Source organism: Methylobacterium sp. WL119 (assembly GCF_008039875.1).
Classification (GTDB): domain Bacteria; phylum Pseudomonadota; class Alphaproteobacteria; order Rhizobiales; family Beijerinckiaceae; genus Methylobacterium.
In genome coordinates, this window is the sequence record NZ_VRUU01000007.1 from 94,179 (window position 1) to 114,666 (window position 20,488).

Annotated in this window: 18 protein-coding genes; 8 read left to right on the forward strand and 10 right to left on the reverse strand. The window is 67.4% G+C overall.

Going from position 1 to position 20,488, the window contains the following annotated elements; translation table 11 throughout:
• Nucleotides 1–525: 525 nt before the first annotated feature.
• Genes FV227_RS05535 through FV227_RS05545 form a run of 3 tightly spaced genes read right to left on the reverse strand, consistent with a single transcriptional unit; the run spans nucleotide 526 to nucleotide 2,882 of the window.
• Nucleotides 526–1,875: a HAMP domain-containing sensor histidine kinase gene (locus FV227_RS05535; RefSeq protein ID WP_147858512.1), complete on the reverse strand. Its 1,350-nt coding sequence runs from the start codon at nucleotides 1,873–1,875 to the stop codon at nucleotides 526–528.
• The gene (locus FV227_RS05540; protein ID WP_147725661.1) at nucleotides 1,872–2,552 is read right to left on the reverse strand and encodes a response regulator transcription factor; all 681 of its coding nucleotides are present in this window, start codon (nucleotides 2,550–2,552) and stop codon (nucleotides 1,872–1,874) included. Before FV227_RS05540 ends, FV227_RS05535 begins: the two co-directional genes overlap by 4 nt.
• A gap of 21 nt (nucleotides 2,553–2,573) precedes the next feature.
• The gene (locus tag FV227_RS05545; protein ID WP_187274690.1) at nucleotides 2,574–2,882 is read right to left on the reverse strand and encodes a PepSY domain-containing protein; all 309 of its coding nucleotides are present in this window, start codon (nucleotides 2,880–2,882) and stop codon (nucleotides 2,574–2,576) included.
• Between the two features lie 118 nt (nucleotides 2,883–3,000).
• Here FV227_RS05545 and FV227_RS05550 point away from each other — a divergent pair, with 118 nt between their 5' ends.
• Entirely contained in the window at nucleotides 3,001–3,570 is a 570-nt protein-coding gene (locus FV227_RS05550) for a thermonuclease family protein (protein WP_147725649.1), read from the forward strand.
• 194 nt (nucleotides 3,571–3,764) lie between these two features.
• On the opposite strand, the gene FV227_RS05555 is transcribed toward FV227_RS05550, so the two are convergent.
• From FV227_RS05555 to FV227_RS05585, 7 genes are all read right to left on the reverse strand, one after another.
• Complete coding sequence (locus tag FV227_RS05555; RefSeq protein WP_147725650.1) at nucleotides 3,765–5,036, reverse strand: efflux RND transporter periplasmic adaptor subunit; 1,272 nt, start codon at nucleotides 5,034–5,036, stop codon at nucleotides 3,765–3,767.
• Between the two features lie 13 nt (nucleotides 5,037–5,049).
• Nucleotides 5,050–8,247: an efflux RND transporter permease subunit gene (locus tag FV227_RS05560; RefSeq protein ID WP_147858513.1), complete on the reverse strand. Its 3,198-nt coding sequence runs from the start codon at nucleotides 8,245–8,247 to the stop codon at nucleotides 5,050–5,052.
• Between the two features lie 1,013 nt (nucleotides 8,248–9,260).
• On the reverse strand, nucleotides 9,261–10,463 hold the full coding sequence (locus FV227_RS05565; protein ID WP_147725662.1) for a Zn-dependent hydrolase: 1,203 nt from the start codon (nucleotides 10,461–10,463) through the stop codon (nucleotides 9,261–9,263).
• A 50-nt stretch (nucleotides 10,464–10,513) separates the two neighbouring features.
• On the reverse strand, nucleotides 10,514–11,461 hold the full coding sequence (locus FV227_RS05570; protein ID WP_147725652.1) for a PDR/VanB family oxidoreductase: 948 nt from the start codon (nucleotides 11,459–11,461) through the stop codon (nucleotides 10,514–10,516).
• Between the two features lie 3 nt (nucleotides 11,462–11,464).
• Entirely contained in the window at nucleotides 11,465–12,034 is a 570-nt protein-coding gene (locus tag FV227_RS05575; RefSeq protein WP_147725653.1) for an MOSC domain-containing protein, read from the reverse strand.
• The gene (locus FV227_RS05580; RefSeq protein ID WP_147725654.1) at nucleotides 12,031–12,429 is read right to left on the reverse strand and encodes a Rid family detoxifying hydrolase; all 399 of its coding nucleotides are present in this window, start codon (nucleotides 12,427–12,429) and stop codon (nucleotides 12,031–12,033) included. The genes FV227_RS05575 and FV227_RS05580 overlap by 4 nt, the downstream gene beginning before the upstream one ends.
• A gap of 120 nt (nucleotides 12,430–12,549) precedes the next feature.
• On the reverse strand, nucleotides 12,550–13,857 hold the full coding sequence (locus FV227_RS05585; RefSeq protein WP_246686459.1) for an MFS transporter: 1,308 nt from the start codon (nucleotides 13,855–13,857) through the stop codon (nucleotides 12,550–12,552).
• Between the two features lie 353 nt (nucleotides 13,858–14,210).
• Between FV227_RS05585 and FV227_RS05590 the strand changes: the two genes are divergently transcribed.
• From FV227_RS05590 to FV227_RS05620, 7 genes are all read left to right on the forward strand, one after another.
• Nucleotides 14,211–14,756, forward strand: coding sequence for an XRE family transcriptional regulator (locus FV227_RS05590; RefSeq protein ID WP_246686458.1), 546 nt, complete (start codon nucleotides 14,211–14,213; stop codon nucleotides 14,754–14,756).
• Between the two features lie 318 nt (nucleotides 14,757–15,074).
• Complete coding sequence (gene solA / locus FV227_RS05595; protein ID WP_147725663.1) at nucleotides 15,075–16,244, forward strand: N-methyl-L-tryptophan oxidase; 1,170 nt, start codon at nucleotides 15,075–15,077, stop codon at nucleotides 16,242–16,244.
• Nucleotides 16,245–16,410: 166 nt separating this feature from the next.
• Nucleotides 16,411–17,205, forward strand: coding sequence for a transporter substrate-binding domain-containing protein (locus tag FV227_RS05600; protein ID WP_147725664.1), 795 nt, complete (start codon nucleotides 16,411–16,413; stop codon nucleotides 17,203–17,205).
• 40 nt (nucleotides 17,206–17,245) lie between these two features.
• Nucleotides 17,246–17,992 (forward strand): amino acid ABC transporter permease, encoded by a 747-nt coding sequence (locus FV227_RS05605; RefSeq protein ID WP_147858514.1) that lies wholly within the window; start codon nucleotides 17,246–17,248, stop codon nucleotides 17,990–17,992.
• Complete coding sequence (locus FV227_RS05610; protein ID WP_147858515.1) at nucleotides 17,989–18,837, forward strand: amino acid ABC transporter permease; 849 nt, start codon at nucleotides 17,989–17,991, stop codon at nucleotides 18,835–18,837. Before FV227_RS05605 ends, FV227_RS05610 begins: the two co-directional genes overlap by 4 nt.
• Nucleotides 18,838–18,866: 29 nt before the next feature.
• Nucleotides 18,867–19,619, forward strand: a complete 753-nt coding sequence (locus FV227_RS05615; RefSeq protein ID WP_147725659.1) for an amino acid ABC transporter ATP-binding protein — start codon at nucleotides 18,867–18,869, stop codon at nucleotides 19,617–19,619.
• A gap of 564 nt (nucleotides 19,620–20,183) precedes the next feature.
• Complete coding sequence (locus FV227_RS05620) at nucleotides 20,184–20,366, forward strand: hypothetical protein (RefSeq protein ID WP_147725660.1); 183 nt, start codon at nucleotides 20,184–20,186, stop codon at nucleotides 20,364–20,366.
• The last annotated feature ends 122 nt before the right edge of the window (nucleotides 20,367–20,488 follow it).

A 20,488-nucleotide genomic window follows, 5' to 3' on the forward strand; every position in this document is an offset into this window, starting at 1 on the left:
CATTCGAACCTGTCGCCACCGCGCAGGTCGACGGCCTTGGCTGCCATGGTATCGGCCGCAACGGACTGGCGGCAAAGCCGACGCCCTCCGGCAGCGGTTCAGTGGGAGCCGGTAGGTCGAACTTGGATCAACTGTCGAACGCAGGCATCCGGCACCTAAGGCGACGCCGGATACCGGGGTCGACACGCACGGGCATGATGTTCCCGGCGGCGTGCAAGGTGGTCGCACGCCGGCATCCGTAGCTGCCAAACTCGCAAATTCTGCGCGATCCACCGCGGTGACGGGGGAACGGACCGCTGCCGGAACGGCAGAAAACGGATGTCTGCTTCGGGGGTAAAGCGTCGATCCCGTCCGACGTTTGGCCTTGAACCAGACGTTCGATTCGAGCTCGAAGCGTCAACGGCCGCCTCTGCGTCCCGGCAGCGCCGGCAAGGGCCGTCTCGGGCCAGGTGGCTCGCTGAGCCGCCTGGATATCCATCCTGGCGGTCTCGACTGTCCCCTGCCGGCGGAAGACTGCCGAAGACGTCAGCCGGAGGACCAAACCATCTCGACCATCAGTCCCCCCTCGGCGGCCTCGCCGAATGCCATCCGGGCACCGGCTGCCTCGGCTACGTCGCGGGCGATCGCCAACCCGAAACCGGTGCCCGGTCGGCTTTCGTCCCAGCGCACCCCACGGCCCAGCCCGGCCAGGGCCGGAGGGTCCATCCCCGGCCCATCGTCGCTGACCGACAAGCGGCCTCCCGCCCCGTCCGGCGTCCCGGTGATGCGCACACGCCGGTGTGCCCACTTGCGCGCGTTGTCGAGCAGGTTGCCCAGAACCTCCATCAGCTCGCCCTCGTCGCCCGGGTAAGACAGATCGGCAGGGACAGATACGTCCCAGACCAGTGAGTCGCCCTCGGGAAGCCGCCGCATCGTGGCGACGAGCCTGTCCACGACCGCCGCCACGCCACAGGATCTGCGACGCAGGTCCCGAGCACCCGCGAGGCGCGCTCGAGCCAGCGTGCGATCGACCTGACCGCCCATCGCCTGTGTCTGTTCCGCGATCTGCTGCGCCACAAGCGGTTCCGTTGCGGAGAGCCTGCGCATCAGGGCGTCGATGACGGCCAACGGCGTCTTCAGTCCGTGTGCCATGTCCGCCGCGCCGGCCTCCGCTCGCTTGAGCGCCCGTTCCTGTGCGTCGAGCAACGAGTTGAGGTCGGCCACGAGCGGACGAACCTCGTCCGGGAAGACGTCCGGGAGGCGTTCGCGCGTTCCGGCATGCACCGCGGCAAGGCTCGCGCGCAACGTTCGAAATGGCGTCAGCGCGCGATGGACGAAGACCGCCATCGCCAGGGTCAGCACCACGAACAGCGCGGCGAGCGACGGCATAAGAAGGCGCAGGAACGTCGACCGGCTCGCGGCCAGTCCACGCCGATCCTCGGCGACGGTGACCCGCAACCGTGTCGCCGTTCCGCCGGCCCCATCGATCTCGACCGGTCGCGATAGGGACAGGAGCCGCCCCCCATCCGGTCCCGTCGCATCGATGACCATCGGCGCATCACCCGTGTCCAGGCCCGACGATTCGAGTCTCTTGTCCCAAAGCGAGCGCGACCGCAGGGACCGCCGGTCCGGCGTCTCGACCTGCCAGTACAGGCCGCCATAGGGTGTGGCGAACCGCGGATCCGGCGGCTCGCGCGACAGGGTCGGGGCACCGTCCGAACCCAGTCCGACGCGCCCGGCGATGAGCTTGGCCGAGCGGTCGAGCTCGTCGGCCGTTCGGGCGTCCAGCACGCGGTCGAAGATGATCGTCAGGCCGAAGCCGGCCAGCAGCAGAGCGAGGCCGATCAAGGCGGCGCCGGTGATCCCGAGGCGCAGGCGCAGGGAGTCCGCCCTCAACGGCCAGGCGCTTTCGGTTGGTCGGCGGGGACGAGGTACCCCTGGCCGCGCCGGGTCTCGATCATTCCCGGCCCGAGCTTGCGTCGCAACCGCGTCAACAGCGCCTCGAGTGCGTTGGCCTCGCGGTCGCTTCCGACGCCGTGGAGGTGGTCGAGAAGTTCGCCGGCCGAAACCACCTGTCCATGCTGGTGCATAAGGAAAGCGAGCAGGCGGTACTCCAACGCGGTCAGGTCGATCTCGCGACCGGCGACGCTGACGGCCCGGGTGCGCGTATCGAGCTCAACGGCGCCGGCGCGCAGCACCGGCGAGGCGTGGCCGGCGGTGCGCCGCAGGATTGCGCGCAGCCGCGCTGCGAGCTCTTCCATTCGAAATGGCTTGGCGAGGTAGTCGTCGGCGCCGGCGTCGATGCCCTCCACGCGCTCCCGCCATCCATCGCGCGCGGTGAGGATCAGCACGGGGACCATCGTGCCGGCCGCGCGCAGACGGCGGAGCACGCCGAGGCCATCGAGGCGCGGCAGGCCCAAGTCCAGCACCATCGCGTCGTAGGTCTCGGTCTCGGCGCGGAACCACGCGGCCTCGCCATCCGCGACGACGTCCACAACGTAGCCGGCACGCTCCAGGCCAGCGCTCACGTCCGCGGCGATGCGGGGCTCGTCCTCGACGACTAGCACCCGCATCGGACGCATTTCCATGTCAGGTCAGTCATCGTCGTCCCTGTCGATGATCTGCAGCGACTGCGCATCGACCTTCACGTCGCGTCGTTTGCTGTCCGCGCCGAGGATACGCAGCTTGTACAACCAGTGCCCGTCGTGGTGCTTCAGGTCGAGGGCCACGACGTCGCCGGGCACGGCAGCACGGGCGGCGCGCAGGACCTCGTCGAGCGGACGGATCTCGCCGCGTTCGAGGGCGCGACGGGCCCGGTCGGCGTCGTCGTCCGCGCGCGCAGGGACCATCCGGACGAGACCTGAGCAAAGGGCGGCGACGAGAAGGATGCGGAGGATCGGCATGGACACTGGCACCATGGGTGGGTCAACCTGACGGGAGGCTGACGGGCTCCGTCAGGCCGGTGGGTTCAGGATCCGCCAGAACGCTCCGCAGATCCCTCGTTCGCGGAGCCGCACGGCCATGTCCATCATCATCGGCATCCTTCTGACCGTCGTGGCGGCGATTGCCGGCACGATCCTGTGCCCGCCGCCGGCCACAAGACATCAACCCCCGGCCCGGGTCCCGGACAACCGCGTCTTGACGCTGGCCCTGGCCACTTGTCTCGCCATCGCGGGGAAACCGGCGTTGGCTGGGGAGCCGGCGACGGGGCATGCCTCGCTGATCAACGGGACCACCCTCACGATCGACGGCGGATCCGTCACGCTGTTCGGCATCGTGATGCCCGCACCGGATGCGACGTGTTGGGACGCCCACGAGGTTCCCTACGCGTGCGGCCGTCAAGTCCGCGAGAAGATGATCGCACGCATCGGGACGGCGGAGCCGATTTGCGAGCGGCACGATCGCCCAGACAGCGGTTCCGCCGAGGCGACGTGCCGAATCGGTGACGAGGACCTCGGCGATTGGATGATCGCCAACGGTTACGCGATGCCCGCCCGCGACGCGCCGGCATCCTACAGGCGGGCGAGCGACCGGGCCTGGGGGCGTCGTGCCGGCTTGTGGGCCGGAGTGTTCGACAATCCGACGGACTGACGGCAGGGCGGGCGATAGGGCGTATCCGATAGACGAACGGCGCCGCTCTAGGTGCGTGCAGTTGCCATGACGTGCCCGCCGGCGACCGGCGAAATCGCCGTGCGGTCAGGCTGCACGGCGGCCTGACCCATTCGCGATGGCGGGTCGCGGTGCACCACGCGGGGGCCGGGAAACGTCCGCCGCGGGGGCGATCGTCAGTTCGCCGAGGCGGTCCGCGGAGCGGCCTCCTCTCCGGCGACGCGGACGACGTCCCCGCTCGCCAGGAACTCCTGAGGATTGTCGATCAGCCGTTCGGCGGTGGTCACGCCCGCGCGCACCTCGACCTCGTTGCCGAGGTTCCGCCCGAGCGTCACGGGCTTCAGCGCGATCCGGTGGTCGTCGCCCACCTGCGCCACCTGCGTGCCGTTGCGGTCGAACACCAGCGCGGTGGCGGGCACGCGCAACGTCCCCGGGTCCGAGGGCACGTGGAATCGCACCTCCACGAACGCCCCCGGCCAGAGCTTGCCTTCCGGGTTGTCGGCCTGGAGCTCCACGAGACCCTTTCGGGAATCCTCCGCGATGGCGTTCGCGGTCGAGGTCACCTCCGCGTCGAACGCCGCCTCCTGCCCCGGCACGCGCAGGGAGGCCTTCAACCCCGGCTTCATCACGGCGAGGAAGGCCTGCGGCACGTTCACGTAGGCGCGCACCCGGTGGAGATCCGAGACCCGGTAGAGCGGCCGTCCCGAGGTTCCCCCCGCCGTGAGCAGGTCGCCGATGTCGACGTTGCGCGCGGTCACGACCCCGTCGAAGGGTGCCCGGACCTCCTTGAACCGCGTCAGTTCCTCCAGGCGCCCGACATTGGCCTGCTGGGCGACGATGTTCGCCTTGGCCACCGACAGGGCCGCCGTGCGCGAGGCCGCGGTGAAGCGGTCGGTGTCGCCGCGCTCCTCGCTCGACCAGCCCTGCGTGACCAGGCGGGCGGTGCGCTTGTTGGTGGCCGCGCTGAGATCGGCGTTCGCCTGAGCCTGGTCGACCGCCGCCTGAAGCTGAACAAGGGTGGCGCGCGCCTCGGCGAGTTGCTGGTCGAGGTCGGGCGCCGAGATCTCGGCCAGGACCTCGTCCTTGCGCACGCGGGCGCCGATATCCCGATGCCAGGCCGTGACGTAGCCGCTGGCGCGGGCATACAGCGTCCCGGTGTAGAAGGCGCTCAGCGACCCGGGCAAGGTCAGGTCCTCGTCCGTGGGCCCGCGCCGGGCGTGCACCACCCGAACGGTGGGCACGGCCTGCCGTTCGGTCCAGCTCTCGACCTCTTGCATCCCCTTCGCACGGTCGTTGATGCCGACCCAGGCCAGCGCCGCGGCGCCGATGGCCACGCCCGCCAGCAGCGCGCCGACCCGGCGCCCCGACGGCGTGCGGGGCGACGCGACTGCGGGCTCGGCGCTCGCGTGCGCGGCGTCGTCGGATTTGGCGTGTTGGGTCGGGTGCATGCGGGATCTGCGCTCAGGCCGATGGGGACGAGAGGGGCTGGGGGGAAGCGTCTTCGCGCCGGGCCGCGGCGCGGCGCGGCCGCCCATGCACGATGCCGAAGACCACCGGCACGAAGAACAGGGTCGCGAGCGTGGCGAACAGCAATCCGCCGATCACGGCGCGGCCGAGCGGGGCGTTCTGGCCCGGCTCGATCGCCATCGGCGCCATGCCGATCATCATCGCCAGCGCGGTCATCATCACAGGCCGCAGCCGCGTCGCCCCGGCCGCCAGCGCGGCCTCCATCGCCGTGCGTCCCGCGTCGAACTGCTCGCGGGCGAAGCTGATGACCAGGATCGAGTTGGCGGTCGCCACGCCCATGCACATGATCGCCCCCGTCAGCGCCGGCACCGAAACGTGGGTGTGCGTGGCGAACAGCATCCACACGATGCCGGCGAGCGCCGCCGGCAGCGCCGTCACGATGACGAACGGGTCGACCCAGGACTGGAAGTTGACGACGATGAGCAGGTAGATGAGCATGATCGCGAAGGCGAGGCCCACGAGCAGCTGCTGGTAGGCCTGCGCCATGGTCACCGCCTGCCCGCGCACCGTGACGGTCGCCCCCTTCGGCAGGTCGGCCCGCGTCGCGTCGATCGCCCCCTGGATGTCCGCGGTGACGCCGCCGAGATCGCGGTCCTGCGTCGTGGCCAGGATGTTGACGGTGGGGGCGATGTTGTAGTCGGTCGCCACCGCGCTGAGCGGCTCGGGGCGGATCGTCGCCAAGCCCCCCAGGAGCTGCTCCGAGCGGGCGGCGGTGATCGGCAGGTTGTTGAGCGCGCCCAGCGTGTCGATCGAATACTGCGGCGTCTGGACGGAGACCGGGTAGGACACGCCGTTGCGCGGGTCGAGCCAGTAGGTCGGAGCGGTCTGCGTGCTGCCCGACAGCGTCGCCTGGAGGCTCGCGGCCGCGTCGCCCTCGGTCAGGCCGACGACCCCGGCGAGCGCGCGATCGAAATCGACCCGCAGCGCCGGGTTGCGCGCCTGCTCCTGGATGCGGGCGTCCGCGACCCCGGCTACGCGGCGGACCCGGGCCAGGAGCATGTTGGCGTAGGCGCGGCCCCCCGCGATGTCGCGGCTGGCCACCTGGACATCCAGCGCGGCGGGGGAGCCGAAGTTCAGGATCTGGCTGACGATGTCGGCGGGCAGGAAGGCGAAGGTCACGCCGGGAAAATCCTGCGGCAGGCGCTCGCGCAGCTGCCGGGTCAGCGCCGCGGTCGATGGGCCGCCCTCGCTGCCGCCACTGGTCTCGTCGAGGGTCACCAGCATGTCGGCGTCGAAGGTGCCGATGGTGCCGCTGTTGCCATAGGAAATGTTGATGCCGCTGATCGGAAGGCCGATGTTGTTGACGACGCTGGCCACCCGTCCCGGCGGAATCAGCGCGCGCAGCCGTCCCTCGACCCGCCCGGTCAGGGCCGTCATCTCCTCGATGCGCGTGCCCGTCGGGGCCCGCAGGTGAATGCGGAGCGCCCCTGCATCCACGTCCGGGAAGAAGTCCCGCCCGAGATAGGGGACGAGGCCGAACGACAGGCCGACCACCGCGAGGAAGCCGACGGCGAACGACTTCCGGCGCGACAGCGCCAAGCCGAGCAGCCCCAGATAGGCCTGCCGCAGGGCCTCGAAGCGGTGCTCGAAGCCTCGCTGAAACCGGGCGAAGGGGCCGGGCTTGTTCGCCGGATCCTGCTCGTGGGCGTGCTCGGTCAGCAGGTAGCGCGCCAGCGTCGGCACCAGGGTATAGGTGAGCGCGTAGGACGCGATCATCGCGAACACCACCGCCATCGCCAGCGGCCGGAACAGGAAGCCCGCCACGCCGCCCAGCGCCAGGAGCGGCACGAAGGCGATGCAGATGCAGAACAGGGCGACGGTGGCCGGCGGCATGATCTCCTGCGCCCCGCGGGTGATCGCGGTGACGATGTCCTCGCCGAACTCTTCCATGTGCCGGTTGATGTTCTCGATGGTCACGGTCGCATCGTCGACGAGGATGCCGACGGCCAGCGCGAGCCCGCCGAGCGTCATCACGTTGATGGTCTGCCCAAGCGCCGAGAGCGCGATCAGCGAGCACAGCACGGCGAGCGGGATCGACACGGTGATGATCAGCGTCGAGCGCCAGCTGCCCAGGAAGACCAGGATCATCAGGCCGGTCAGCGCGGCGGCGATGACCCCCTCGCGCACCACCGCCACCACGGACTCGCGCACGAAGCCCGACTGGTCGGCCACGTACTTGAGGTCGACGCCCGTCGGCAGGCCCGCCTGGATGGCGGGCAGGCGTGCCTTGACGTCGGCGATGATGTCCAAGGTCGAGGCGTTGCCGATCTTGAGGATCGACATCAGCACGCCCTTCTTGCCGTCGAGCTGGACGACGTTGGTCTGGGGCGGCGAGCCGTTGCGCACGTGGGCGACGTCGCGCATGAAGACCACGGCGCCGTCCACGACCTTGACCGGCAGGTCGTTGAACGCCTCGATGCTCTTGGGTGAATCGTTGAGGTCGACGATCCACTCGAAGCTCCCGATCTTCTGGGTGCCCACCGGATTGATCAGGTTCTGCCGGGCCAAGGCCGCGCCGACGTCGGCCGCCGACAGGCCGTGGGCGTGCAGCGCCGACTGGTCGAGATCGATCTGCACCTGGCGCGCGGCGCCGCCGTAGGCGTAGGGCAGCTGCGCCCCGGGGATCGTGGTGAGCTGAGGCCGGATGAAGTTCTGCGCGAGGTCGTTGAGCGCCGTCTGCGAGAGGCTGTCGCTGGACAGGGCGAGCTGGATGATCGGCACGCTCGACGCGTTGTAGGCGAGCATCAGGGGCGGCGTGACGCCCGGCGGCAGCTGCTTGAGCTGCGTCTGCGAGATGGAGGTGACCTGCGCCTGGGCTGCGGTGATGTCGACGCCGGGCTGGAAGTAGATCTTCACGATCCCGTAGCCCGGGACCGATTGCGACTCGATGTGCTCGATGTCGTTGACCGTGGTGGTCAGCGAGCGCTCGAACACCGATACGATGCGTCCCGCCATGTCGTCGGGCTGCAACCCGGTGTACTGCCAGACGACGCTGATCACCGGGATGCCGATCCGGGGGAAGATGTCGGTCGGGGTGCGCACGATCGCCATGACCCCGAAGATCAGGATCAGGATCGACATCACGACGAAGGTGTAGGGCCGCAGCAGGGCCAGTCGGACGATCGCCGCCATACCTTGAATTCGCCTCGATCAATCCGTTGGGCGGGGCTCGACGGCCGCGTACAGAAGCATATCGCATCATGCATTCATCGGGCCAGTGCGGCAATTTGATGACGTCACGCGCGCGAGGCCACCAGAAACAAGGAGATACAATCCTCTATCGATGGTCAGTGCAGTCAACTCTGCTGTCGTTGACGGCACTGAATACGATTCGTAGCGTACTTTTATGGCACGCCGAGCGATGACTGCGACCTGACGATTTAAGCTGCCGCTGCGGCAACCTGAGCTTTCTCTTGGATGAGGGCGCGGTGGGACTGACCCACACCCGCCTTGAATTCACAGCGGATCTCGGACGACACGGGTGCCGGACCGGCGGCTCATCGTTCGATGCGGTAGACGCCGCCGTCTGGAGCGAGACCGCGCAGACGTTTATCGGTCGATGAGACCGCACCACGGTTTTCGGACGGTGAACGCCATTTTCGCCCTCGGAGTTGCTGCCCAACCGGCAGCCGGCCCGGATTGTCGCCCGACATCCCACCCTGTGATGTCCAAAACCAGGCCATCCTCCTGGCGTTGCCCCCCGTCCCGGCTGCCGGATCCGGATGGTCCAGCAGCCGATCGCTTCCAACCCGGCAGCGCTCGCGTCAACAGGGGCTTGGCCCGGCCTGACGTTCCGCCATCGGTCTCCCCCGGCCTGGGGCACGGCAACGGTACGCGCTGACCAGCGGCCATCGGCGAAGGCTTCTGCGAAAACGCCTTCCTGAACCTCGTCATGGATCACGAGCGCCGCACGCACATCGTCCAGCCTGAGGTAGCCGCCACGCCACCATCTTCAGCCCGACGGGGATCAGGTCGACGCGATCCTGCATGAATTCGGCCATAACCGCGCGTCGCAGGCGCTCGCACGGCACCGCGTCGGTCAGTCCGAGCTGGTTCTATCGCCGATCATCGACGTCATTGCCTAAACATCAGGACGGGTCAGCGGCTGGATTCTTGACGGGGGCTTCCAGAAACGCTGGGCAAAATCACTTGGCGAGGACCTGCTTCGCCGCCGCTCCAAGGGCGCGCACGCCGGAAACTAGGTCTGCGTCGCAGGTATCCTCTGCCCAGTGATGGCTGATACCGCCGATCGATGGGACGAACAGCATGGCGGCCGGCAGGATGCGGGCCACGTTCTGTGCGTCGTGCCCGGCCCCCGAGGGCATCACCTGCCAGCGGCCGGGGCAGACCTGTTCGGCCGCTTCCGAGAGGGCACGCATCAGGTTCGGGTCGCACGGGGCGGGGATCGCCTTCGAGAGGGCCGTGAGCGTGGCGGTGCAACGCTCCCGCCGGTTCGACTCGCGCACCAGCGCTTCGAGGCAAGCCTCCATCCGCTCCAGCACTGGAATCGACACGTCTCGGAACTGGAAGGCCACCTCGGCCCGGCCCGGGATGATGCTGTAGCCGCCGGGATCCAGGGTGATCCGTCCTGTCGTCCAGGTGCTGCGCGGGCCGCAGACCTTCGGAAATTCCCAGTCGGCCGCCGCAAGGAGGCGTACCGCCGAGAGCCCGGCATCCCTGCGCTCGATCATTGTGGTGCCGCCGGCATGGTCCTGGTTGCCTTCGAATAGGATCTGAAACTGCCAGATCGCCACGATGCCGCTGACCACGCCGAGATGCTGGCCGGCGGCTTCGAGCTGCGTGCCCTGCTCGATATGCAGTTCCAGGAAGCCACGGTAGCGGGCGGGATCCAGCTGCATCCGGGAAAGGCCCGCGAGCCCTGCGGATTCGAGGGCCATCCGCAGGGGCGTGCCGTCTGTGCGGTTGCGAGCGGCGTCGATCTCACCCTCCGTCAGATCACCGATCGCCGAGCGGCTTCCCAGGAAGCCGCCAGAAAAGTGCCCCTCCTCGTCGGCGAAGGCGACGACGTCGACGGGCAGCCCGGCCCTCGCCAGCGCCAGCCCGGCGACGACGCCGAGCGCCCCGTCGAGCCAGCCGGCCTCGTTCTGGGTCTCGATGTGGCTGCCGACCAAGAGGTGGGGTCCCGGGCCGCGATGACGACCGAGCACGTTGCCGATGCCGTCGATCGACGCCTCGAGACCGCATTCTTCGAGCCGGGTCATCAGCCAGCGGCGCGCCTGCATATCCTCAAGCGAGAAGGTCGGCCGGTGGACGCCGGTGCGGAACCGGCCGATCTTGCGCAATTCGTACAGGTCGGCCAGAAACGTTTCGGTATCGATCTCGGTCATGCCCGATCCATGCGAATAATCGCGTTCGATGGTCACTGCCCCACCCTCTCTCAGAGATCGAGGGTCACGCCGCCCCGAGCACGCGAGACGCATGGCGTCATTCGATCCCGGCGTTTCCCGACCGAGAGAACGACATCGCGATGGATCACCGTACCGTCGCGATAGCCGCACTCGCAGGCGCCACAGACCCCGAGTTCGCACGAGGCGGGCTGAGAGATGCCGTGCTCCCGCAGGACGTCGAGGAGGGAACGATCCGCTGGCACGTGAAGCAGTGCGCCTGTCGATGCGATGTGCGCCTCGAACGGCTCGGGCTTGAAGGTCCCGTCCGAGAGGGCGGCGAAATGCTCGACATGGACCTGCTCCGGCGGCCAGCCGTTCTCGCCAAGAACAGCCTGGACGGCCTCGGTGAGGCGCCGCGTGCCACAAGCGTAGACGTGGGTGTCCGCAGCAGAGCCACCCAGCCGTGTTGGATCGAAGCGCTGTCCTTGATCGGAGAACCAGTGCTGAAGGCGATCACCGCAGACTGCGCGGACAGGTGCGAGAAGGGGCGCGTCGGCCGCGGAGCGTGCGCAGAAATGCAGATCGAAGTCAGCCTCCTCGTCGGCAAGTGTCCGCGCCATGGCGAGGAGCGGCGTTACGCCGATCCCACCTGCAACGAGGATGTGGCGGCGTGCAGCGGGGGCGAGTGGAAAGTTATTGCGAGGTGCGGAAACGTCAGCAACCGAACCCGCGGTGAGGTTGCCGTGCACCCAGGTCGAACCTCCGCGACCCGCATCCTCGCGCTTGACCGCGATCTCGTATCGGCCGCGCTCGGCAGGATCGCCGCACAGCGAGTACTGGCGCACGCGGCCGTCGAGGAGCCGCAGATCGATATGGGCACCCGCTGTCCAGGATGGGAGTTCCGGCCGACGCGGATGAACCAGGGTGAGATGCAGGACGTCGGACGTCGTCGCGACGGCCGCCGCAACCTGCAACTTCATGATCAGGCGCGCGCTCACGAGCTAGTCTACCATCTCGATCGTATCGCCGACGCGAATGATGCCGCCTCGCTCGATCCCGCAATTCAGGCCCGAGCGGTTGTACAGCGGCAGATAGACAGGCTGGCCGAGGAGTTCCTCAAGGTACCTGCAGGGGAAATTCAGCCGTCCGCCGCGCAAGATCACCTCACCGACGCGAAAGCGTCGTCCCACGAGGTGGTTCAGGGGAACGCCGCGGACGGTAAGGTTGCGGCGGTGATCAATGGGCGCGATGTGTATGGGGCCACTCTGCAGGGGCGGGTCGTTTCGGTTGATCGCATCCAGCGCCTCCTGCTCGATCAGGGTCACCTCGCGGGTATCCGGCTTGGGCGAATAGGTGCCGGAACCGAGATAGTAGCGGTCGCCCTCGATGCCGCGTCCGGCCACGCACCGGGCCTCGGTATGCTCCTCCATCTCGTAGCTCGCTGCTGAAGCCGTATGGATGTTGAGCAGGACGCCCTGCCATCCCACGGCTCCGCCGGGGACGCCGACTGCGATCGCGCCGGCCGGGTGCGAGAACGCCTCAACCATGCGGGGAGCCGATGCGTCCGTCATCGGGTGGTCTCCGGCCGGGTCGCGAGGGCGATGGCTTCGATCTCGACCATGGCGTCGCGGGGCAGCCGTGCGACTTCGATCGTCGAGCGCGCCGGGGCATCGCCAGGGAAGTGCTCCGCATAGACGGCATTCATGGCGCTGAAGTCGTTCATGTCCTTCAGAAACACGGTGGTCTTGGCCACGCTCGCCAGACTCGCGCCACCCGCCTCTAGAACCGCTGCGAGATTGGCCAGCGAGGCGCGCGTCTGCGCCGCGATGCCGTCGGGAAATCCACCCGTTTCCGGGTCGATCGGGAGCTGCCCGGAAGCGAAGACCAGATCGCCGACACGGGTCGCCTGGGCGTAGGGACCGGCCGCCGGAGCAGCGTTGTCCGTCTTGATGATCGTCCTATTCATTCATCCTCCTCGGAGCCGACAGGCTCCAGAATTCATCTACGATACTAGAAAATTATCCACTGTGAAGGAGTTGTAGGTGGCGGTTTCCCGCCGTGTCAAAAACCACCCGGGTCCGGCCGCTCAATCGATCTGACGCCGCGCGGTCTCTGGCGAAAGGAACGCGGCAGTCAGGGTCACGCAGGCCAGCACGATCAGGTAGATCGAGATCGGCCAGGTCGCACCGCTGCTCCAGGTCAGTAGGGCGGCGGCGATGAGTGGCGTGAAGCCACCGCTGAGGGCAGCCCCGACCTGAAAGCCGAGCGAGGCACCGCTGTAGCGCAGGCGTGCGTCGAACAGTTCCGACATCCAGGCTGCCCCCGTACCGAACATGATGCCCTGGCCGAAGCTCAGGGCTACCGCGACAGTCAGTGTGATGATGGTCGGGTTTCGGGTGTCGAGAAGCTGAAACAGTGGGAAGGCGAAGACGATCGAGAACAGGCACGCGACCACGAACAGGGCGCGCCGGCCGAAGCGGTCCGAAAGCCATCCGAAGACCGGGATCGTGAAGAGCTCGACGATGGCCGCGACGAGGATGCCGTTCAGAATGACGCTACGCGGCAGGCCGAGTTGCCCCGTCACGTAGGAAATCGAGAACACCGTGACGATGCTGACATAGGCGATCTCCGACACCTTCAGGCCGACAGCCTTCAGGAAGGTGCGGGGATGCTCGGTGAGGATTTCGACCACCGGGATCTTCGCGACGGCGGCACGCTGCTTCACGCGCTGGAAGGAAGGTGTCTCATGCAGACGAAGCCGGATGAAGAGCCCGACAGCGACGAGGAAGGCGCTGGCCAGGAACGGCAGGCGCCAGCCCCAGCCAAGGAACTCGGCCTCGGGCATGAGCCCGGCCAAGGCGAAGGCTCCGATGGAGAGGATCACGCCCAGGGGATAGCCGAGTTGAACGATGCTCCCGAAGAAGCCACGCCGATGCGCCGGTACGCTCTCGACCACCATCAGGACCGCACCGCCCCATTCCCCGCCGATCCCGATACCCTGAACCAGCCGAAGGGCGACGAGGAGGATCGGCGCCCAGACGCCGATCTGCGCATAGGTCGGAAGGCAGCCGATCAGGAAGGTGCCGAGGCCCATGATCATCATCGTCAGGGACAGCATGGCCTTGCGGCCGATCCTGTCGCCGAAATGGCCGAAGACGGCGCCGCCCAAGGGGCGAGCAAGGAAACCGACCGCATAGGAGCCGAAAGCCGCGATGGTCCCGACGACGGGATCAATGCTCGGGAAGAAGAGCTTGTTGAACACCAAGGCACTGGCCGTGCCGTAGATCAGGAAGTCGTACCATTCGACGGTCGTGCCGATCACGCTCGACCAGACGATCTGTCGTTGGTCCGCGCGCGAGCTCTCATTCTGGTCGAGACCGGATTCAGCCTCCATCGCGATCGCCGCACTGGCCATGATGTTCAGCCCTCCACCGACTTGGAGAAATTTCCACTCACGTGGAGGCAATCGGTATGCCAGCTGAGTGTGGATCTTTCGGCGAGGACGCGGCAGGACGGTGGCGCAGGAGCGCGACATCTCGGGCGACGATGCCCGGGGGGCTGCGAGGGTCGGAACACCGGGGCGCGGGGCTCGTGCAAACGTCCCGCTGATCAACTATTCAGGGGCAAAGCTGACCCGCACGGCCATGCTGCCGGGGTACCGGAAGGATGGGAGTGGATGACGGCATGTCGGTGAGGGAGATGGTCGCCCCGGGGCAGAGCGGGACGGAGACGAGTTCTCAGATTTACGTGTCCGAGGAGATCCGTCGCCGCCGCAGGGAGCTTCACCTGTCTCTGGAGGCGCTGGCGACGCGGTCCGGCGTGAGCCGCTCGATGATTTCGAAGATCGAGAGAGCCGAGGCGGTCCCGTCGACTGTCGTGCTCTCGCGCTTGGCCGAGGCGCTCGGGGTGACCTTCTCGCGCCTGATGTCACCCACGACCGAACGCGAGGTGCTGCTGATTCCGGCGCGCCGGCAGCCCGTGCTGCGGGATGACGAGTCGGGCTTCCTACGCCGGTGCCTGTCCCCGGTCCTGCCGGGCCGAGGCATCGATCTGGTGCTGAACACCCTGCCGCCCGGTGGCAGCACAGGCGAGTTTACCGCCCATCGCCCCGGCGTTTCGGAATACATCTACATCCTGCGCGGCCGCCTGCGCGCCGTGATCGGCGATCGGACCGTCGTCGCCGAGACGGGGGATAGCCTGTACTTCGAAGCCGATGCCGGGCACGCCTTCACGAGTCTCGGCAAGGAGCCCTGCGAGTATATCCTGGTGATCGATCCGTCCCGCGCTCGGTAGCGAGCCGGTATCGGACGCCCGGGTTTTCGCATGCGACGTTTAGGTTCGGCGTAACCGGCCGGCGTGAGCGACAGTCCGTCCGTTTCCTGAAAGCGTGTTGGTGCGGCAGGCCGATGTCGCACCGGACGATACTGCTAGGCGCCAGCGCCTCCACGGTGGATGAACCGATCCCCGCTCGGTTCAGCGGTGGAGCGACCCGGCAGCTGCCGCCCCATCGGCGCGTTGGGCGTACCATGCGGCCAGACGCATTGCCTCGCAATGGATTTGCCCTCAAGCGAAGCACAGAGCGGCTCGAGTGCGGACGGAGCGCCTTCAACGATGGAAGACCGTTTTGACATTGCCGTCGTGGGCCTCGGGGCCATGGGTAGCGCAGCCCTCTATCAGTTGAGGCTGCGCGGGGCGAAGGCGGTCGGGATCGATCGCTTCGCCCCGCCGCACACTCTGGGATCGAGCCACGGCGAGAGCCGCATCACCCGTCAGGCCGTCGGCGAGGGCCGCGACTACGTCCCCTTCGTCCTGGCCTCGCACCGGATCTGGCGGGCCCTGGAAGCGGAGACCGGCGAGACGCTGCTGACCGCCTGCGGCGCCCTGGTGATGGGGCCGGGCAGCGGAATCTCCTCCCATCACGGCAAGCCGGATTTCGTCGGACGCTCGATCGACGCCGCGCAAGCCTTTGCGATTCCCCACGAGGTCCTCGACGGGCACGAGGTCGCGCGCCGCTTCCCGCAATTCCGGAATCTCACCGGCGACGAGAAGGCCTATCACGAGCCGGGCGGCGGCTACGTGCGCCCCGAACGCTGCATCGCCGCGCAACTGCGCCGAGCCGGCGAACTCGGCGCAGCAATCCGAACCGGGACGACGGTGCGTTCGATTCTCCAGGAACCGGGCGGGGTCCGCATCGAGACCGACCACGGCGTCGTCCTGGCTGATCAGGTGGTGGTTGCGGCCGGGGCCTGGACCGCGCCTCTTCTCGGCGCACCTTTCACGGACCTGCTTACGGTTAACCGGCAACTCCTGCACTGGTACGCCCTCGACGACGCCTCGGCCTACGGCCCCGGCGCGCCGGTCTTCATCTGGATGCACGGCGCCGGCGACACGGACTACCTCTACGGCTTCCCGCCCCTGCCGGGCGAGGCCCAGGTCAAGGTTGCCACCGAGCAGTACGAGATTGCCACGCCGGCCGAAGCCCTCGATCGCACCGTAAGTTCTGACGAATCCGCCGCCATGTACCAGCATCACGTGGCGGGCCGGCTCGCTGGTGCGACGGCGCGGGTGACCCAGGCCGCCGCTTGCCTCTACACCGTGACGCCCGACCGCGGCTTCATCATCGACCGCCACCCGCGGATGGACCGGGTCCTCGTTGTCTCGGCCTGCTCTGGGCACGGTTTCAAGCACTCGGCGGGGATCGGCGAGGCCGTGGCGAACGAGATGGTTCGGGCCGACGGCCGCATCGATCTCGCGCCGTACTCGCTCGCGCGGTTCGGCTGATCCCCGGAGCGATGGCCTATGGATTGCTTGACCCGGTTTAACCGGAAACGGCAGTCTCCCCGAAAAGCGCTCGTCGAGCCCTGGTCTCCTCTCCGGTGACCCGGATTCACCAAGCACAAGGTATCGTTCCGTGCGCAAGCGGACTTCGGCGTTCCTCGGCTCTCGCCTGCTCGCGGCCGCCGCCTTGCTTTCCGCCTCCTCCGCGATCGCGGCGGACGGGATCGAGGCGATCAAGCAACGTGGGACGCTCGTCGTCGGTGTGAAGGCGGATTACCGCCCCTTCGGCTTCCGCGATCCGAGCGGGGCGATCATCGGGTTGGAACCGGACCTCGCCGCCGACGTCGCCAAGCGTCTTGGTGTGAAGCTGGAACTCGTGCCGGTGGTCTCTTCGAACCGGATCGAGTTCCTGCAGCAGGGCAAGGTCGATCTCCTCATCGCCACGCTCTCGGACAAACCGGAGCGACGCCGCGTAGTGCAGGCGATCGACCCGCAATACTATTCTGACTTCGTCAACGTGATGCTGCCGAAGAAGGCCGGCATCACCGACTGGGCGCAGCTCAAGGGAAAGCCTCTCTGCGCCACCTCTGGAGCCTGGTACAACAAGGACGTGGCCCGCTCCTACGGCGCCGAGATCGTCGCCTTCGACGGTTCCGAGAAGCCGCTTTTCGCGCTCAAGCAGGGCAATTGCGTCGGCTACGTCTACGACCAGAGCATGCTGCAGGGTAAGCTTCTCGACGCAGATTGGAAGGCTGACTACGCCCTGCCGCTGAAGGGCATCCTCGACGCCCCCTGGATGATGGCCGTGGCGCTCGGCAACAGCTCGCTGCAGGCCCTTTTGGAGACGACGACCAAGGACTGGATGAAGTCCGGCTTCGTCGTCGAGGAGGAGAAAAAGTGGGGGATCGAGCCGACGGAATACTCGAAGGCGATGCACGAGAAGTACAAGAACGCGACCAACTGAGCCGCGCTTGGCCGTTCGACGGGCCGTCTTGAGGAACACGATGGACGCCGTTCCGAACTGGTTCCGGTCCCTCTACGAGACCACGGGCTTCAACTTCACGGTCTTCTACGACCCCTACGACTGGCATCGCTACGTCAACGGTCTGAAGATCACCCTGCTGCTCATGGTGACGACGATCCTGGTGAGCCTCGTCATCGGCGCCGTGGGGGCATTCATCCAGGGTGGCCCGTCCCGCTTCCTGCGCAGCGTCGTGAACGGCTTCGTCGTCGTGTTCCGCAACACGCCGCCGCTGGTGCAGATCTTTTTCTTCTATTTTGGGCTCGGCACCCTGCTGCCGGCGGCCCGAACCGCCGACGGTTTGCGCGTACCCCTCCTCGACAACGTGCAATGGGCCATCGTCTCGCTGGCCCTGTTCGCCGGGGCCTTCAACGTCGAGATCTTCCGCTCGGGCATCGAGGCGGTGCCGCGCACCACCGTCGAGGCGGCCGAGTCCCTCGGCTACACCCGACGCAAGGCCTACCTCTACGTCGTGCTGCCGCTCGCCCTCCGGGTCTGCCTGCCGGCCCTGAACAACAACCTGATCAACCTCCTGAAGACCACAACCCTGGCCTACGCCATCGCCGTACCCGAGACACTCTACGCGGTGAAGCAGATCTGGTCGGAGTCGCAGAACGTGCTGGAGATGATGATGGTGCTGCTGGCGACCTACGCGGTCCTCGTCGGCGTCCTCGTCTGGATCATGCATCGCTGGGAGCGGGCTCTGCGAATCCCGGGCTACAGCCGGTGAGGCCGCCGCAGACCGCGAGCGACCTGCCGGTGCTGCTGCCGTTCCGGGTCTCGCGCACGCGGGCTCGGTTCGCCGTAGGGCCGGTCCGGGCCGGGCTCCTCGGGGCCGGGCTCGCCGGGCTCATCCTCGTGGCGCCGGCCTTCGCGCAGGGGCCGGACGCGGTGCTGTCGCCGTTCCAGGTCGTCCTGCGCTGGGCGCCGCTGCTGCTGACGGGCTTTGCCTTAAACGTCGCGATCTCGCTCATCGCGATGCTTCTCGGCACGGCCGCGGGCGTCGGGCTGGGGCTCGGCCTCTTGAGCGAGGGCCCGATCCTGCGCCGCATCGCCTGGGCCCTGACGCAGTTCTTCCGCAACGTGCCCTGGCTGGTGCTGCTGTTCTTCGTCATGTTCCTTGTGCCGTTCCAGGTCACGGTGCTCGGCGTGCGGGTGCCGCTGCCCGACTGGATCAAGGCGACCGTGGGGTTCGCGCTTCCGGTGATGGCCAACGTCGCCGAGATCGTGCGCGCCGCCGTGCGCTCGGTGCCGGCCGCCCAGTGGGAGGCAGCCGAGTCGCTGGCCTTCACCCGGCGCCAGACGCTGTTCCGCATCATCCTGCCTCAATGCCTGAAGCGGATGCTGCCGCCTTGGATGAACGTCTACGCCCTGATTGCCATGGCCACGGTCCAGGCCTCGATCGTGGGCGTCACCGAGATGCTGACGCTGACGGCGCAGGTACACGCGGCGGAAGGAGGCCGGCCGGAGCTGTTCGCGCCCCTCTACGGCTTCGCCCTGCTCTGCTTCTTCCTCTACTGCTACCCGATCGACCGGCTGACCGCGCGCCTCGAGCGGCGCTTCGAGACGGCGTGAGGCCTCGCGTGTTCGATGGTGCGTCCCCGATGCTGAGTGTTCCGCCCGCCGATCTGCCGATCGTGCAGTTGCTCGACGTGCACAAGTCCTTCGGCGAGGCCGAGGTCCTCAAGGGCATCAGCTTCGCCGTGCGCCGGGGTGAGGTCGTCTGCATTATCGGACCGTCGGGTTCGGGCAAGTCGACGCTGATCCGCTGCATCAACGCTCTCGTACCGCTCACCTCCGGCATGATCCGGGTCGATGGGATCGAGGTGGCCGACCCGAAGCTCGACAAGCTCGCCCTGCGGCGCAAGGTCGGCATGGTGTTCCAGCAGTACAACCTGTTTCCGCACAAGACGGCGCTGGAAAACGTTATGATGGCGCCGATCCACGTGCTCGGCCAGGACAGGCGCGAGGTCGAGGTCCGGGCGCACGCCCTCCTCGCCAAGGTCCGGCTCGCCGGCAAGGAAGCGGCCTATCCGGGCGAGATGTCGGGAGGGCAGCAGCAGCGGGTGGCCATCGCCCGCTCGCTCGCGATGCGGCCTGACGTGATGCTGTTCGACGAGGTCACAGCCGCGCTCGACCCGGAGACGGTCAAGGAGGTGCTGGTCACCATCCGCGAACTCGCCGAGGAGGGCATGACTTGCATCCTCGTCACACACGAGATGAACTTCGCCCGCGAGGTCGCCGACCACGTCTACTTCACCGATCGCGGTGTGATCGTCGAGCACGGGCCGCCCGAGTCGCTGTTCTCGTCCGCTGTCGACCCGCGCACACGACGATTCCTATCGCAAGTTCTTTGAGAGCCTATCCGAGTAGAGGCAGACAAACTCTAGGCATCGCCCCCCTACCCGATAGGAAGGTGATCGGCGGCTTGCGGCCCAACCCATCCGTACGAGACGACATCGTGGCTGCCGGAAAGCGGACGTAAGCCCCCGTTGTCGTGGGCGGCAGGAAATGGCCGAAAGCGGAGCGGCATTTTCGGGGTTAGATGGCTGGCATTGCGGGCATCCGGATATTTGTCGCTGACAACATGCTGATGTGCGAACTTGTCTTCATAGAAATAGAGCATTAGCCTGAACATAGAGCATGATCCTGCGCACACATGATGGCCATCTCAGGAGCGACGGTGCAAAGCGACAAATCCTTCCTGTCGCGGCTACGGGTGAGCAGGAAGACGTCCTTGCCAGGCGGCACGGGTCCGAGTTCAGTCATTCTCAACATCGGGTCTCTGCCCCCGATGTAGTGAGGAAGAAGCACAAGTCCGGCTCCGGATCGCGCGGCGATTGATTGTGCGAATCGGTCATACACTTGAGAAGCCAGGCCGCGCGGGAAGTGCCGCGTCACATCCGGCGGCAGGACTTCCGATGGACGCCAGAGTCGTGACCGTCGGCCTGGTGGCACCTCAGCTGTCCCAGACGCTGGATGTCGTCGGGCTCGCCGACGCGTTCGCGCAGGGCGGCCAAGGGGCGGGGGCACGCGTGTCGTACGCCGTCACCCTCCTGGGCACCAAGTTCGGGCCGATCACTGCGGCGTCGCGGGTTCGCTAGTGGTTGAGCCCTGACGGTTGAGTCCGTGTGGGGTTTCGGTTTGCGCCCCATCCTGCGAGTCTGGCGGGATGCGCAGTGGCATCTCTTTCACGCTCTCCACCTCGGATCGCCTTCGGCTCGAA